Genomic DNA, 14,087 nt, shown 5'->3' with positions numbered 1-14,087 from the left:
TATTGTATGGAATTCGAAACCATTTCCGTAGTCGGGCTCGGCTACATTGGTCTGCCGACCGCCGCCGCATTTGCGGCCAGACGCAAACGCGTGATCGGCGTCGACGTGAACCCGCACGCGGTCGATACGATCAATCGCGGCGCGATTCATATCGTCGAACCCGAACTCGACATGCTGGTGCACGCGGTGGTGTCGCAAGGATTCCTGCGCGCCACGATCGCACCGGAGCCGGCCGACGCGTTTCTGATCGCCGTGCCGACGCCGTTCGCCGAAGGGCATAAGCCCGATCTCGCCTATATCGAAGCAGCGAGCCGCGCCATCGCGCCGGTGCTGAAGAAAGGCGATCTCGTCGTGCTCGAATCGACGTCGCCGGTCGGCGCGACCGAGCTCGTGGCGCGCTGGATGGCCGACATGCGGCCCGACCTCAGTTTCCCGCAGCAGGCCGGCGAGGCGTCCGATATTCGTGTCGCGCATTGTCCGGAGCGCGTGCTGCCGGGGCATGTGATTCGCGAACTCGTCGAAAACGATCGCGTGATCGGCGGCATGACGCGGCGTTGCGGCGAAGCGGCGCGCGCGCTCTATCAGATCTTCGTCACCGGCAACTGCATCCTGACCGACGCGCGCACGGCGGAGATGTGCAAGCTGACCGAGAACGCGTTCCGCGACGTCAATATCGCGTTCGCCAACGAACTTTCGTTGATCTGCGAGCAGCTTGATATCAACGTATGGGAGCTGATCCGCCTCGCGAACCGGCATCCGCGCGTGAATATCCTGCAGCCGGGGCCGGGCGTCGGCGGTCATTGCATTGCGGTCGACCCGTGGTTCATCGTCGATTCGGCGCCGGAAGCCGCGCGCCTGATCCGCACCGCGCGAATCGTCAACGACGACAAGCCGCATCACGTGCTCGAGCGCATCGAGCGCGCGACGACGCGCTTCAAGGAGCCGGTCATCGCGTGCCTCGGGCTGGCTTTCAAGGCCGATATCGACGATCTGCGCGAAAGCCCGGCGCTCGGCATCGTCGGTGAACTCGCCGAACGCGGTGTCGGCCGCGTGCTGGCGGTCGAGCCGAATATCGCTGTGCTGCCGCCTTCGCTCGTCGGCAAGGCCGAATTGTGGGCGCTGCACGATGCGATCGCGGTGGCCGACGTGATCGTGATTCTCGTCGATCACACGCCGTTCAAACGGATCGAGCCGGTGCGCTTGCAGGCCAAGGTCGTGATCGATACGCGCGGGCTGCTGTCGCATGAGTGACGCAACACGCGGCGCGGGGCGCGCCGGGAATGCCGCTACGCATTCCGGCGCGCGGGTGAGCCGTAACGTCGCGATCATGATCGTGTCGTTCGCGGCGAACTATCTCGCGTCGTTTGCGACGTTTCCTTATCTGACGCGCATGCTCGGACCGGAGCAGTTCGGCGTGCTCGCGTACGGCATGGCGCTCGCGACGTATGGCACCTTGCTCACGGAATGGGGCTTCGGCCTGACCGGCCCGAAAGCCGTCGTCGAACGCGCGGGGCGCGCCGCGGCGCTCAATGAACTGATCTGGTCGGTGACGGCGGCGAAGGCGTGTCTGTGCGTCGGCTCGTTCGTCGCGCTGGCGCTGCTGTTTGCGTTCACGCCGCACGATCGGACGTCGCGCGATGTGATTCTGCTGTCGTGGCTCGGCGTGCTCGGCAACGTGTTCACGCTTTACTGGTTTTTTCAGGGAGCCGAGCGCTTCGGCCTGATTGCGGCGATGGTGGCAATCAACCGCGGCGTCACGCTGCCGCTGACTTTCTGGCTCGTGAAAGGCCCGCAGGACGTGGCGCTTGCCGCGGCGATCCAGGCGGCGGGGCCCGTGGTGGCCGCGTTGCTGTCGGTGGCGATCGCATGGCACATGAGCGTGCTGCGCGCGCCGCAGTGGTCGTGGCGCGCAATCCGCCGGCAGATCGCCGAAGCGGCCGACGCGTTCGTTGCGAGCGCATCGGTGAGCCTGTTCGGCGCGGCCAACACGATTCTGCTGAAGTCTTCAGCCGGGCTCTATGAGGCCGGCCTGTATGCGGCGGCGGACAAGCTGCGCACGGTCGGCAATCTCGCTCCCGCGCAGCTTTGCGCCGTGCTTTATCCGCGTATCGCGGCGCTTTTCGCGCGTGACCGCGCATCGGCCGCGCGGCTGACCGTGGCGGGCGCGGTCCTGACGGTGGCCATGTCGGGCGCGTGCGCGGTGGTGTTTATCGGCTGGTCCGAGCCGCTTGCCCATCTCGTGCTCGGCGGCGCTTTCAGCGGTGCGGCCCCGGTGCTTGCGCTTTTGTGCGCGTCGATGCTGTTCGGCAATCTTGCCTATTTTCTGGGGCTACAGGTGTTGCTGCCATTCGGTGCGGGGCGCAACCGGTCGCGCCTGATTCTTGCCGCGGGGCTGCTCAATGTCGCCGTCGCCTTTGTGCTCGTGCCGCGTCACGGCGCGCTGGGCGCGGCAGTGGCGTTTCTGCTTGCGCAAGCGGTGCTGCTTGCGCTTTATCTGTGGTCGATTTTCGCCGACGGGCAGCGTCGTGCGTATCTCACCGGTTGGGGGAGGCATCGATGAATACGCCGATGCGCGGCGCCACGCCCGCGACCCACGCGAGGCGCCCGATACGCGTGCTGCATGTCGGCCCGGGGCGCGGCCAGCGCGGCGGCATTGCGTCCGTGCTCGCCGAACTCGCTTCGCAGCGCGCGCGATTCGCGGATGCGGCCGTCGGGCTGTCATTCTTCGAAACGCGTGGTTTCAGGAGCATTGCGGCACTCGCCACGTTCGCGTTCGTCGATTTGCCGCGCTTCACGTTCGGCGCGCTGCGGCATACCGACATCGTGCATTTTCACGTGTCGGTGCACGGGTCGTTTTATCGCAAGCTGATGCTGTGGATGCTCGCGAAGCTGCACGGCAAGAAAACGGTTTTCCATCTGCATGCAGGCAACTTCCTGCCGTTCGCGACGCAAGCCGGACCGCTCACACGCAAGGCCATCGCGTGGTTTCTGCACGATGCGAACGCGTCCGTGGCGGTGTCCAGTGCGATTGCCGGCGAGATGCGGCAGCTCGGCGCAGCGCGCCGCACGCTGCATGTGATAGGCAATTCCGCGCACGATGCGCAGGCGGCTGCCCATGCGCATGCGGCGCAGCAGGAGGTGCCGCATGCCGGGCCGCAGGAACCGTATGTGGCTTTTGCCGGCCGGTTGGCGGAGCAAAAGGGCATCGACGACCTGCTGACCGCGATCGCACTGCTTGCCGACGACGGCTACTACGTGCCTGTGCGCTTCGCAGGCGGCGGCGACATCGCGCGCTGGCAGCGGCTCGCGCGCGACTACCGGATCGACGACTACGTGCAGTTCGTCGGCTGGCTCGAAGGCGACGCGAAGCTCGCGTTTTATCGCGACGCACGCGTGTTCTGCATGCCGAGCCATTACGAGTCGTTCGGCATCGCCACGCTCGAGGCGATGTTTTCGGGTGTGCCGGTGATCGGCACGCGCGTTGGCGGCTTTCTCGATCTGATCGAAGAGGGCGTCTCCGGTTTTCTGGTCGAGCCCTCCGATCCGCACGCGCTCGCGCTGCGTCTCAAGTTGCTGATGGGCGATGCACACAAGGCGGCATCGATGGGGCGCGCGGCGCTCGCGCGCGCGCAGCAGCGCTATTCGTGCGAGGCCGTTATCGCCCGATATGTCGATTGCTACCGGTCGATGAGCGGGATGACGCGCGCACAGCGAGGCGAATCATGATGACGAGCCGTTGGTGCGTGCGTGCTGCGCTTGCGATGAAAGCAGCGGCCTTCGTCGGGCTGACTCCGGCGTATGCAACGGAAGCGGCCGACGTGCCGGCGCTCGCGGACTCCGCCGCGTACGTCACGCTGTATGAAACCGACTGGCAGCAGGGTCTCGACCCGCGGGCCGGGATTCAGGCGAACCCCGGCGGCATCGCGCTGGTCGGCGATCCCGCCGATTCCGCGGCTGCTGAGCACGCCGCGCGCAAGGTGCTGCGCGCCCATATCGACCGCAGCGAACGCTATGCCGGCATCGCGAATGGCGTGCCGCGCGCGGAACTGCTATTCCCGACACCCGTGCGTTTCGAGCAGAACCGCGACTATCTGATTCGCTGGAGCACGTGGCTGCCCGCCGACTTCGCCTTCGATGCGCGCCAGCTGATGATCATCACGCAAGTCAACCAGGGCAAGTGGACCGGCGCGCCGACGCTCGCACTCGCGCTGCTCGGCGATCGCTACGCGGTATCGGTACACGGCGGCGTGCGGCACGACCAGGTCTCCGCCGGCAAATGGCTCTGCTGCGCAGACGTGGATCGCGGGCGCTGGGTGCGTTGGGCCATCCGTTACGTGCCGGACGAAACCGGGCAGCGCGCGGTCACCGAACTCTATAAGGACGGTGTGCGGGTATTCGCGGCGCCCGGTGCGCCGAATGCATACCCGGCCGTCAACGACGCCTATCTGAAACTCGGGCTCTACAAGCCGGAGTGGGACATGGCGCCCTCGGACGTCGCCACGAGCACCATTTTTTACGGACCGCTATCCGTTTCCGTCGTGCGCCGTTGATTGCGCCGTATTCCGTTGCCCCACGACGAACGGTCGACCTGCTCGAACTGCCCGGTCTGCGTCGTCGATCTCGCTTACATGCTTATGAAACGTATCAAACTCTTCGGTTGCCGGATGGACGCGGCGACGATGGATGAAACCGTCGACTGGATCGGGCAGCGCATTGCGGCGCGGCAGTTTACGCAGCATGTCGTGGTCAACGTGGCGAAGCTCGTGCATATGCAAAGCGATGCGCACCTGGCGGAGTCGGTGCGGGCATGCGACATCGTCAATATCGACGGCATGGGTGTGGTATGGGGCGCGCGCCTGCTCGGCTGCGACGTGCCCGAACGCGTGGCGGGCGTCGACCTGTTCGACCGGCTGCTCGCGCATGCGGCAACGCACGGCTACCCGGTGTATCTGCTCGGCGGCACCGACGGTGTGGTCGAGCGTGCGGCACAGGTTTGCCGCGAGCGTCACGCGAGGCTCGAGATCGCCGGCTTTCACCACGGGTACTTCTGGGACGACGAGGAAAGCGTGGTGCGTGCGATCCGCGCGTCCCGTGCGCGTCTTTTATTTGTCGCGATTACGTCGCCGAAGAAAGAAAATTTTATCAACCGCTGGAGGCGCGAACTGGGCGTGGACTTCGTGATGGGCGTCGGCGGCACCTTCGACGTGATCGCTGGCAAAGTCAGGCGTGCGCCGCGCTGGATGCAGCGTTGCGGCCTCGAGTGGCTGTTTCGCGTCGTGCAGGAGCCGCGGCGGATGTGGCGGCGCTATCTGGGCACGAACAGCCGCTTTGCGCTGATGCTTGCCAAGGCGTGGCTCACTACGCCGCGCGCATAAGCGGAGCAGGGTGGATGGAACGCTGGTTGAATGGGCCCGCGAGCGGCACGCGTCGCTCGGCATTGCGGCATATGAATCCGTGGACGCTCGTGTTGTGCGTCTATATCGCGTACAACCTGCCGGGCCTGATCGACATGCCGTGGTCGATCGCAAACGCGTACGACAAAAGTCTGTGCTGGACCCTGTTCGGCATCGCGTTGCTGGGCCTCGTGCTCGGATATGCGGTCTCGGGCATTGCCGCGTCTGGCCGTGCGCCTTCGCGGGCGCGGCCGTTGCAGCCGCGTACGTCGAAGCAGCTGACCTGCGTGTTTTTCGTGCTGTTTGCGGGCTGCGTCGTGTTCGAGATTGTCGGGAACCGCGGCATTCCGCTACTGATGGGCGAATCGCGCTTCGGCAATTCGGCGCTCGTCTCGAACCTCGCGCCGCTCTATGGATTCTGGCTGATGATTCGCACGATCTCGGATCTCGAAAGCGGCCGCAAGGTCGATTTCGTGCAACCGCTGATCTATCTCGCGGGCATCCTGTTGCTCGGTTACCGCTCGCCGGTGCTGGCGTTCGTGACGGTTTGCTACGTGTATTTCGTGATCTTCAGGGTGTCCGGGCGCAAGGCGGTCGTGGTGAGCCTGATCGCCGCAGGCGCGCTGATCGGCTTTGCCGCGACGATGGCGCTCTTCCGTGTGGCGCAAAGTTACGACGTCGAACGCTTTTTCACCAACATCGATTTCGGCTTTATCGGCGAGCACCGTTATCTGTTGCCCTTCGTGCCGGCGCTGTCGATGTTCGACGCGAGCCAGAACACCATCGCCACGCTCGGCAGTTCGATGCGCGAGCATCTGTATGGCGGCCTGCTGCTCAGCAACTTCGAAACCTTTCTGCCGGGCAAGCATTGGGGCGCGCGCAATATCGTCGGTGATCTGGTCGGTGCGCGCTGGATCGCGGGTCGGCCGATGAGCATCACGCCGACGCTGCAAGGCGCGCTGTTCGTCGACTTCGGTTATATCGGCGTGTTCGCCGGCTTCTTCGGCATCGCTTTGTGCGTAGCGCGGCTTTATGCGTACGCCTTGAGAAACGGCGTGCTTGCGCGTTTCAGCTTCTGCTATCTGTTGACCCTCGTGCTGATGTCGATTCACTCGGGCTACTGGGACGTCAACTTCGTGTTCTTCCTGCTATTCCTGATCGCGATCAGGATCTTCGACCATCTGAAATCGATGGCCCGCCGTGCGTGAATCGATGCGTGAGTGACCTATGATCTACGTTTTCCGTTTGTCCCGTCTGTTGTACCGTCTTCGCGTGCCTTGCCTGCCGTGGCTGCTCAAGGTGCTTAACCGGATGCTCTTTTCCGTTTCGCTGCCGCCGTCGGTCGAGGTTGGACGCAACGTGACGTTCGGCTATCAGGGGCTCGGGATCGTTGTGCATCGGCACGCGGTGATCGGCAGCAATGTGGTCGTCGCGCCGAATGTCGTGATCGGCGGGCGCGGCGGCCTGGCCGGCGCGCCGCTTATCGAGGATAACGTGCTGATCGGTGCCGGCGCTTGCGTGCTCGGACCGGTGACGATCGGCCGCGGAGCGCAAATCGGCGCGAATGCGGTGGTGATGGCCGATGTGCCGGCCGGTGCGACTGCCGTGGGTGTGCCTGCGCGCATCGTGCGCAGATAGCGCGGCCGGGTGCGCGCAAGGCGGTAACGCATCAATACGCGTTGCTGCCCACAAACCCCTTCAAAACCGTCAACCAGACGATTTTCAGATCCAGCCCCATGGTCCAATGCTGGATGTAGTGAATATCGAACATCACGCGCGCCGCCATCTTCTCGACGCGTTCCGTCTCGCCGCGATACCCGTTGACCTGCGCCCAGCCGGTAATGCCCGGCTTGATCCGGTACCGGTACATATAGTCCTGCACAAGGTTCTTGTAGTACTCGTCGTGCTCGACGGCGTGCGGCCGCGGTCCCACCACCGACATCTCGCCCTTCAGCACGTTGATGAACTGCGGCAATTCATCGAGGCTCGTGCCACGCAGAAAGCGGCCGATGCGCGTAATGCGCGCGTCGTTGCGGCTCGCCTGTCTGACCGTGCCGGGCCCGTCGGCGCCTTGATACATGGTGCGGAACTTGTAGATCGAAAACACTTCGCCGTTCATGCCTTTGCGGCTTTGCCGGAAGAAAACCGGCCCCGGCGACGAGCATTTCACGGCCACGGCGATCGCGGACAGCACCGGGGCGAGCGCCAGCAGCGCGCACAGCGCGAAGAGCCGGTCGAAGATCGCTTTGGGCAGCACGCGCAGGCCGCGTTCGGGTGATGCAATCACATTGAGCACCGGCATGCCGAGGCAATCGACGATGGCCGGCTCCGGCAGCGTGCGTCCTTCGAGCGCGGGCACGACGCGGATATTGACGAAGTCGTCACGGAACGCGTCGACGATCCGTTCGACGCAACCGGTCTCGCCGCGCGCCTCGACGATCCACAGTTCGCCGATGCGATGCGCGCGCACCAGTTGCGTAAACGATTCGAGCTGGCACACGGCAGGAATGTCCGCCACGAGCGTATCGCGCTCGAGCGCGGTGTCGAAGATCAGTTCGGGCGCAAACGCGGCGTCGTGTTTCGCGGCGAGCCGCGTGGCGATTGCGCGGCCATGCTCGGCGCGTGCGACGATTGCAACCGGCGTGCGTCCGTAGCCGCGGCTGCGCAGCGCGCGCACCGCGGTGTACAGCGTGTAGCGATGGAGCAGCAGCAGCGCCGCGCTGAGCGCCGTCCAGCAGAGCATCCAGCTCATACGCTGCGCCGCGCCCGGATAGTGATCCGAAATAAGCGTGACCGCGAGTTGCGCGGCAAGCCAGCCGCAAATTGCGCGCGAGGTCGACCGCGCCGCTGCCCGGTTACTGCCGCATGACCGGTAGACGCCGGTCAGATGGAACGCGAGCAACGCCAGCAAGACGCCCAGCAAGCCGAACAGATCGTCGGGATACGAAGGCGCGATATCGCTGTAAGTGAGGGAAAGCGCGACTAGTGCGCCGGCCACGATCATCAATAGATCGCCGATTTGTAAAGCGAGTGAAAACATGGGACGCGAAGCCAAAAGCGTTCAGAAGGCGAAGAAAAGGTCGATGTGACCGGATCGTAGCGAGGTGCCGTACGGAAGGTCGTAAGCCGTCACCGCGGCGGCTGCAAGCCGCGCGTGCGTACCGTCATGCCGGATCGTGACGCGCGCGGCTGCGGTATTCGGTCGGCGACAGATGGACGACTTGCCGGAACAGCCGCGCGAGGCATTCGCCACTGGTGAGGCCGCAGCGGCGCGCGATCTTGTCGACGGGCAGGTCGCTTTGCGCGAGCAGGGTCGACGCGAGTTCGACGCGCGTGCGGCGCAGATGTTCGGACGGCTTGATGCCCATCTCCGCGCGAAAATGCCGCAGATACGAGCGCTCGCTCATGCCGGCGTGCTGCGCGGCCGTCGTGATCGAAATGCGCTTGTCGCAGTTGCGTGCGATCCATTGCGCGCTGTCACGGATCTTCCGCTTGATCGGCTCGTGGCTATCCAGCGCAATGGAGACGGGTTTGGGCAGGCTTGTCCACGACAACTGCGTCGCAACTTCGCGCGCGGCGTCGGCGCCGAGATCGCGGCGCACCAGGTCGAGCGCGGTTTCCACGGCTGACACCATCGATGCGCCCCGAACCGCATCGGACGGATGCGCGCAAGCGGCGCGCAGGATGCTGGAGCCTTCGCCGATCGCGCTGACCGTTTCGGCGGCTGCGCTCGCCTCGCGCAGCCAGGCGACCAGTCGCGGGTCGCAGGCGGCTTCATTCGCGCCGTCGCCGCCGGCGACGAACAGCGCGCGAAGGCCGCGCCGCGAGGCAGCAGGTTCAGGAAGCTTCTGGGTCAGAACGGCGATGCGCAGCGAGCAGGTCACATGCCCGCCGCTTGCCGAAAGAAAGGTGATCTTGTAGTGCGGTGCCGATGCGCCGGCATTGTGCCGGTTCGCTCTTTCGAAGACGTCGGCGATTTCGACTGCCTGCAACAACGAGAATCGATCGAACAGCACAATGCCGATAGAGCATGGCGCGGTGCCCGGTGGCCGTCTTGACGGCGTAAAAACATAGTCGATCGAACTCATCTTCGGAGCATCTCCACGTGGCAACGGATCCGCTGGTCAAGCCGCACCCATTTGCAATGTGGCCTGTCGGCGGGCGGCTCGCGGGTCTTGCTGCGCGCTACTCGCTCCCCAGCGTCGAGGGGGGAAGCATAGAGAACATGTCGCGGAGGGAATATAGGACCACTCCGATTTGATCCGGAGAAAAGTCTGAACAGCGGAATGGTTTGACGAGAGTCAATGATCGAGTCACTTTAGCGATGCTAAATAAATGGTTTCGATGCCACCATTCTTTCGAAACGTGAACGCTTATACGTCAGGTGCGTCGCTTGGTTGTCCCGTCGTTTACATCGATCATTTGCGGATACGCGGCGCCGAGCAACTCCGCAATCCAGTCGATGACGATGCGTACGCGTGGTGCAAGATGACGTTGCTGCGGAAACACGATCGATGCGGGCAACGGCGGCGCCTTCCAGTCTTGCAGCACCTCGACCAGTTGACCTGACGCCACGAGCGGTTCGATGCTCGCGCGCGGCGCCTGTATCAGGCCGAGACCCGCGATACAGCAGGCCACGTATGCGTGCGCACTGTTCATCGACACCGCGCTGCGCATCGTGAGCGTGCGCAGTTCGCCATCTTCTTCGAACTCCCAATCGAGGTCGCGGCCCGTGCGATTCGAAAAGAAACCGACCGCGACGTGGTCCGCGAGATCGTCGGGCGAATGCGGCACGCCATGCTTCTCGAGGTAAGCCGGCGACGCGCAATGAAACTGCTCGAACTCGCCGACGCGCCGCGCAACGAGCGACTGATCGCGCGGCACGCCGACGCGCAGCGCGCAGTCGATGCCGTCGTCGATCAGGTCGACCACGCGGTCGGTCGCGGACAGCACGATGCGGATATCGGGGTAGCGCGCAAAGAAATCGGGCAACGCCGGGATGACCGTATGCAGCGCGAGCCGCTCGGGCATGTCCACGCGCACCGCGCCGCGCGGCCCCGCCGACACGTCGGCGAAGAGCGATTCGGCGTCGTCGATATCGGCGAGTGCCTGCACGCAGCGCGCATGGTAGGCGGCGCCTTCGGTCGTCAGCGCGACGCGGCGTGTCGTGCGCTGCAGCAGACGCACGCGCAGATGCGCTTCCAGATATTGGATCGCATTGCTGACAGTCGGGCGCGGCAACTGCATCTGTTCGGCGGCCTTCGTGAAGCTGCCGAGTTGCGCAACGCGTACGAACACTCTCATCGCCTGCAAGTGGTCCATCCGGGAACTCCTGTGACTACCCGATTGTTAGCGCGTTTCGACCAGTCTGGTCAAAAGCGCCGCGTTTATCGCCGATCGTACGGGATGCAGAATTTGCTTCGGAAACGACACCATTAGCCATCCTTCGGAGCACATGATGAATACCCGTCGACTGGGCCGGCAAGGCCCGCAAGTATCCGCCATCGGCCTTGGCTGCATGGGCATGTCCGACATGTACGGCCCCGCCGATCGCGACGAAGGCATCGCGACGTTGCGCGCCGCGCTCGATTCCGGCATCACGCTGCTGGACACCGGCGACTTCTACGGCATGGGCGACAACGAGATGCTGATTCGCGACGCGCTGCGCGGACGCCAGCGCGAGAACGTCGTGATCAGCGTGAAGTTCGGCGCGCTGCGCGACCCGGGCGGCAACTGGCTCGGCAACGACGCACGGCCTGCGGCGGTGCGCAATTTTCTCACCTATACGCTCAGGCGCCTCGGCACGGACTATATCGACATTTACCGCCCGGCGCGACTCGACCCGTCGGTCCCGGTCGAGGACACGGTCGGCGCGATTGCGGATCTGATCGAACAGGGTTACGTGCGGCACGTCGGCTTGTCCGAGGTCGGCGAAGAGACGCTGCGGCGCGCGCACAGCGTTGCGCCCGTTAGCGACCTGCAGATCGAATATTCGCTGATGTCGCGCGGCATCGAGCGCGGCATCCTGCAGACGTGCCGGGAGCTCGGCATCGGCATCACGGCCTACGGGGTGTTGTCGCGCGGGCTTCTGAGCGGCAGCTGGTCGAAGGAGCGCAGGCTCGAGCGCGATTTCCGCGGCATCAGTCCACGCTTCCAGGGCGAGAATCTCGAGCGCAATCTGAAGCTCGTCGACAAGTTACGCGAAGTCGCGGCGGTGCACGGCGGCAACCCGGCGCAACTGGCGCTCGCCTGGGCCCTCACGCGCGGCGACGATATCGTGCCGCTCATCGGGGCGCGCCGCCGTCCGCAACTGCAGGATGCGCTCGCCGCGCTCGAGGTCCGATTGAGTCCCGACGAGTTGGCGCAGATCGAAGCGGCGGTGCCGGCCGAAGCGGTTGCGGGAGCGCGCTACAACGAGATCGGCATGAAACATCTCGACAGCGAACAGCATCATGCCGCTGCGCATTGAAGGATGAGACGTGCGATGGAGATGTCGTTGTCGATGCCAGGTTAAACCCCACCTCAACGTTCGCGCCGACGGGCTCGCAGGCCCGCGGCCGCGCTTGCCCTTTCGGCAAATTCTTCCTTCAGGGCGGGTACCGACGCTGTGCGAAGCAGCTTCGTCCCGCCTTCGAAAACACGCGCCTCGTTCGCACTCGCGGACCGCGGCAGCGTCGCCCGGCTAGACCTTCATTCGCTCGCGAACCCGCTTGCCGCTTAAGTTTCGCGGCGATCTGCCGATAGAAAAATGAGGCCGCGGCGCGCGGGTGCCGACGCATGCGATCGCATCGTCTTGTGCATTGCACGACGTACGCTCAATACAGCCGTTAAACAGTTGTATCGAAGTGTAGGGCGGCGTCTTTTGCTGACGTGATGCCTTTACAATTCTGCTTGAATTTCGATTGCCTATCTGGCCCTATTGATGAAGGATCGCTGCGTTCGAGCCGCGGCTTCGTCAAGCACGGCGGATGTCGATGGTCACGCTGGCATCGCCGCGGACGTCGCATCAGCCGACGAACATGGAGTAAAAGATGTCGAATCGTTGTTTCGACAGGACTGATGGCAGGCGTGCTGACCGCCGTGGCCTGAGTCGCTTCGGCAGCACGAGTGGTGGCTTGGCCGGGTTGGCGCTTGTGATTGCGCTCTCCGGATGTGTGAATGTCCAGCAGCAGGGGACTGGCGCGGACGCAGCGGTACCGGGTACGTCAGGTACGTCAGGTGCGTCAGGTGTATCGGCCGCATCGGCGCCGGCCGTCGCGGCATCGAGCGCTGCGGTGGTTGCGCAGAATGCCGCGGCGCCTGCTGCCGCAGCGAAGGCGGTGACGCCGCCCGCAGCCGTCAAGCCCGCGATGTACAAGGTGCGACGCGGCGATACGCTGAAGCGGATCGCGCAGAAGCATAACGTCACCGTCAAACAGCTGGCCGCCTGGAACCGGATGAAACCCTCGGCGCGTGTAAAGCCTGGGCAGACGCTCATCGTGTCGTCGCCGGAAGCGGCGCGCAATGCGACCGCGGCGGCTGCTGCGGCGTCGACGCCGGCTAGCGCGCCGGCTGCCGGTGCGACTACCGACGCGGCTGCCGCGAGCACGCCGCAATCGCAGCAACCGTCCGCTGCGAGCGCCGAGCCGATGACGCCCGAGGAAGTGCATCAGGTCAACACGGCGCTCTCGCGTCACGCGAATGGCGTGACGCTCGCGTGGCCCGCGCAGGGCAACGTCGTCGAGCAGTTCCAGCCTGGCGAAACGCGCGGTATCGAAATCGGCGGCAAACCCGGCGACCCGGTGCGCGCAGCGGCGGACGGCAAGGTGGTGTACGCGGGCACGGGCCTCAACGAATACGGCAGTCTGATCATCGTCCAGCACAACAAGGACTTTCTGACCGCGTACTCGCACAATCGCAAGCTGCTCGTGAAGATGGGCGACATCGTCCGCAAGGGCCAGCAGATTGCGGAGATGGGCAGCGAAAACAACTCGCGTGTTTCGGTCGGGTTTGAGCTGCGGCGCGACGGCAAGCCGATCGATCCGATGCCGTATTTACCGCATAGCCGGGGTTGAGATCGTGCAGGCTTGGGGCGCTGGCCGCGGCGTTTGATTCCGCGACCACGCCACGCTCGCTCAGCCTCGTTTCCCGATCGGCACGAACTTCAAATTCTCCGGCCCGGTGTAATTCGCGCTCGGGCGGATGATCTTGTTGTCAATGCGCTGCTCGATGATGTGCGCGCCCCAGCCGCTCGTGCGCGAGATCACGAACACCGGCGTGAACATCGCGGTCGGCACGCCCATCATGTGATACGACACCGCGCTGAACCAGTCGAGATTCGGGAACATTTTCTTCGCGTCCCACATCACCGTCTCGAGCCGCTCGGCGATATCGAACAGCTTCGTGTTGCCCGCTTCCTTCGAGAGCTTCTTCGCGACTTCCCTGATCACCTTGTTGCGCGGGTCGCCGGTCGTGTAGACCGGGTGACCGAAGCCGATCACGACTTCCCTGTTTTCCACGCGCCTGCGGATGTCGGCTTCCGCTTCGTCCGGATTCGGATAGCGCGTCTGCACTTCAAATGCGGCCTCGTTTGCGCCGCCATGCTTCGGCCCGCGCAGCGCGCCGATCGCGCCGGTGATCGCCGAATACATGTCCGAGCCCGTGCCCGCGATCACGCGGCCCGTGAACGTCGATGCGTTGAACTCGTGCTCCGCA

Annotated in this window: 13 protein-coding genes; 9 read left to right on the top strand and 4 right to left on the bottom strand. The window is 64.6% G+C overall.

Annotation, left to right across the window (positions count from 1 at the left end):
* Nucleotides 1-6: 6 nt before the first annotated feature.
* The 7 genes from wecC (at nucleotide 7) to ACYPXD_RS20070 (ending at nucleotide 7,031) form a co-directional block, all read left to right on the top strand.
* Nucleotides 7-1,251 (top strand): UDP-N-acetyl-D-mannosamine dehydrogenase, encoded by a 1,245-nt coding sequence (gene wecC / locus ACYPXD_RS20100; RefSeq protein ID WP_459715000.1) that lies wholly within the window; start codon nucleotides 7-9, stop codon nucleotides 1,249-1,251.
* On the top strand, nucleotides 1,244-2,560 hold the full coding sequence (locus tag ACYPXD_RS20095) for a flippase (RefSeq protein WP_459714997.1): 1,317 nt from the start codon (nucleotides 1,244-1,246) through the stop codon (nucleotides 2,558-2,560). The genes wecC and ACYPXD_RS20095 overlap by 8 nt, the downstream gene beginning before the upstream one ends.
* Nucleotides 2,557-3,726, top strand: a complete 1,170-nt coding sequence (locus tag ACYPXD_RS20090) for a glycosyltransferase family 4 protein (RefSeq protein WP_459714994.1) — start codon at nucleotides 2,557-2,559, stop codon at nucleotides 3,724-3,726. Before ACYPXD_RS20095 ends, ACYPXD_RS20090 begins: the two co-directional genes overlap by 4 nt.
* On the top strand, nucleotides 3,723-4,550 hold the full coding sequence (locus ACYPXD_RS20085; RefSeq protein WP_459714992.1) for a heparin lyase I family protein: 828 nt from the start codon (nucleotides 3,723-3,725) through the stop codon (nucleotides 4,548-4,550). The genes ACYPXD_RS20090 and ACYPXD_RS20085 overlap by 4 nt, the downstream gene beginning before the upstream one ends.
* An 84-nt stretch (nucleotides 4,551-4,634) precedes the next feature.
* The gene (locus tag ACYPXD_RS20080; RefSeq protein ID WP_459714989.1) at nucleotides 4,635-5,375 is read left to right on the top strand and encodes a WecB/TagA/CpsF family glycosyltransferase; all 741 of its coding nucleotides are present in this window, start codon (nucleotides 4,635-4,637) and stop codon (nucleotides 5,373-5,375) included.
* 14 nt (nucleotides 5,376-5,389) lie between these two features.
* Nucleotides 5,390-6,601, top strand: a complete 1,212-nt coding sequence (locus tag ACYPXD_RS20075; RefSeq protein WP_459714987.1) for an oligosaccharide repeat unit polymerase — start codon at nucleotides 5,390-5,392, stop codon at nucleotides 6,599-6,601.
* Nucleotides 6,602-6,620: 19 nt separating this feature from the next.
* Nucleotides 6,621-7,031 carry a serine O-acetyltransferase gene (locus ACYPXD_RS20070; RefSeq protein WP_459714985.1) on the top strand — a complete coding sequence of 137 codons (411 nt, stop codon included), beginning with the start codon at nucleotides 6,621-6,623 and terminating at the stop codon, nucleotides 7,029-7,031.
* A gap of 31 nt (nucleotides 7,032-7,062) precedes the next feature.
* Here the strand turns inward: ACYPXD_RS20070 and ACYPXD_RS20065 are convergent, their stop codons facing one another.
* The 3 genes from ACYPXD_RS20065 to ACYPXD_RS20055 form a co-directional block, all read right to left on the bottom strand.
* The gene (locus ACYPXD_RS20065; RefSeq protein WP_459714982.1) at nucleotides 7,063-8,433 is read right to left on the bottom strand and encodes an undecaprenyl-phosphate glucose phosphotransferase; all 1,371 of its coding nucleotides are present in this window, start codon (nucleotides 8,431-8,433) and stop codon (nucleotides 7,063-7,065) included.
* A gap of 124 nt (nucleotides 8,434-8,557) precedes the next feature.
* A complete protein-coding gene (locus ACYPXD_RS20060) occupies nucleotides 8,558-9,481 on the bottom strand; it encodes a GlxA family transcriptional regulator (protein ID WP_459714980.1) in 924 nt (307 codons plus the stop codon).
* Nucleotides 9,482-9,773: 292 nt separating this feature from the next.
* Nucleotides 9,774-10,715, bottom strand: a complete 942-nt coding sequence (locus tag ACYPXD_RS20055; RefSeq protein ID WP_459714976.1) for a LysR family transcriptional regulator — start codon at nucleotides 10,713-10,715, stop codon at nucleotides 9,774-9,776.
* A gap of 136 nt (nucleotides 10,716-10,851) precedes the next feature.
* On the opposite strand from ACYPXD_RS20055, the gene ACYPXD_RS20050 reads away from it, so the two are divergent.
* Together ACYPXD_RS20050 and ACYPXD_RS20045 are read left to right on the top strand one after the other, a co-directional pair.
* A complete protein-coding gene (locus ACYPXD_RS20050) occupies nucleotides 10,852-11,862 on the top strand; it encodes an aldo/keto reductase (protein WP_459714973.1) in 1,011 nt (336 codons plus the stop codon).
* Between the two features lie 646 nt (nucleotides 11,863-12,508).
* Nucleotides 12,509-13,447, top strand: a complete 939-nt coding sequence (locus tag ACYPXD_RS20045) for a peptidoglycan DD-metalloendopeptidase family protein (protein WP_459714970.1) — start codon at nucleotides 12,509-12,511, stop codon at nucleotides 13,445-13,447.
* A gap of 60 nt (nucleotides 13,448-13,507) precedes the next feature.
* Here the strand turns inward: ACYPXD_RS20045 and ACYPXD_RS20040 are convergent.
* Nucleotides 13,508-14,087: citrate/2-methylcitrate synthase (locus ACYPXD_RS20040; RefSeq protein WP_459714968.1), on the bottom strand; the 580-nt coding region annotated here is incomplete at its 5' end.

Source organism: Paraburkholderia sp. 2C (assembly GCF_054589215.1).
The sequence above is the reverse complement of the archived record's forward strand: the minus strand, read 5'-3'. Positions and strand labels throughout refer to the sequence as shown.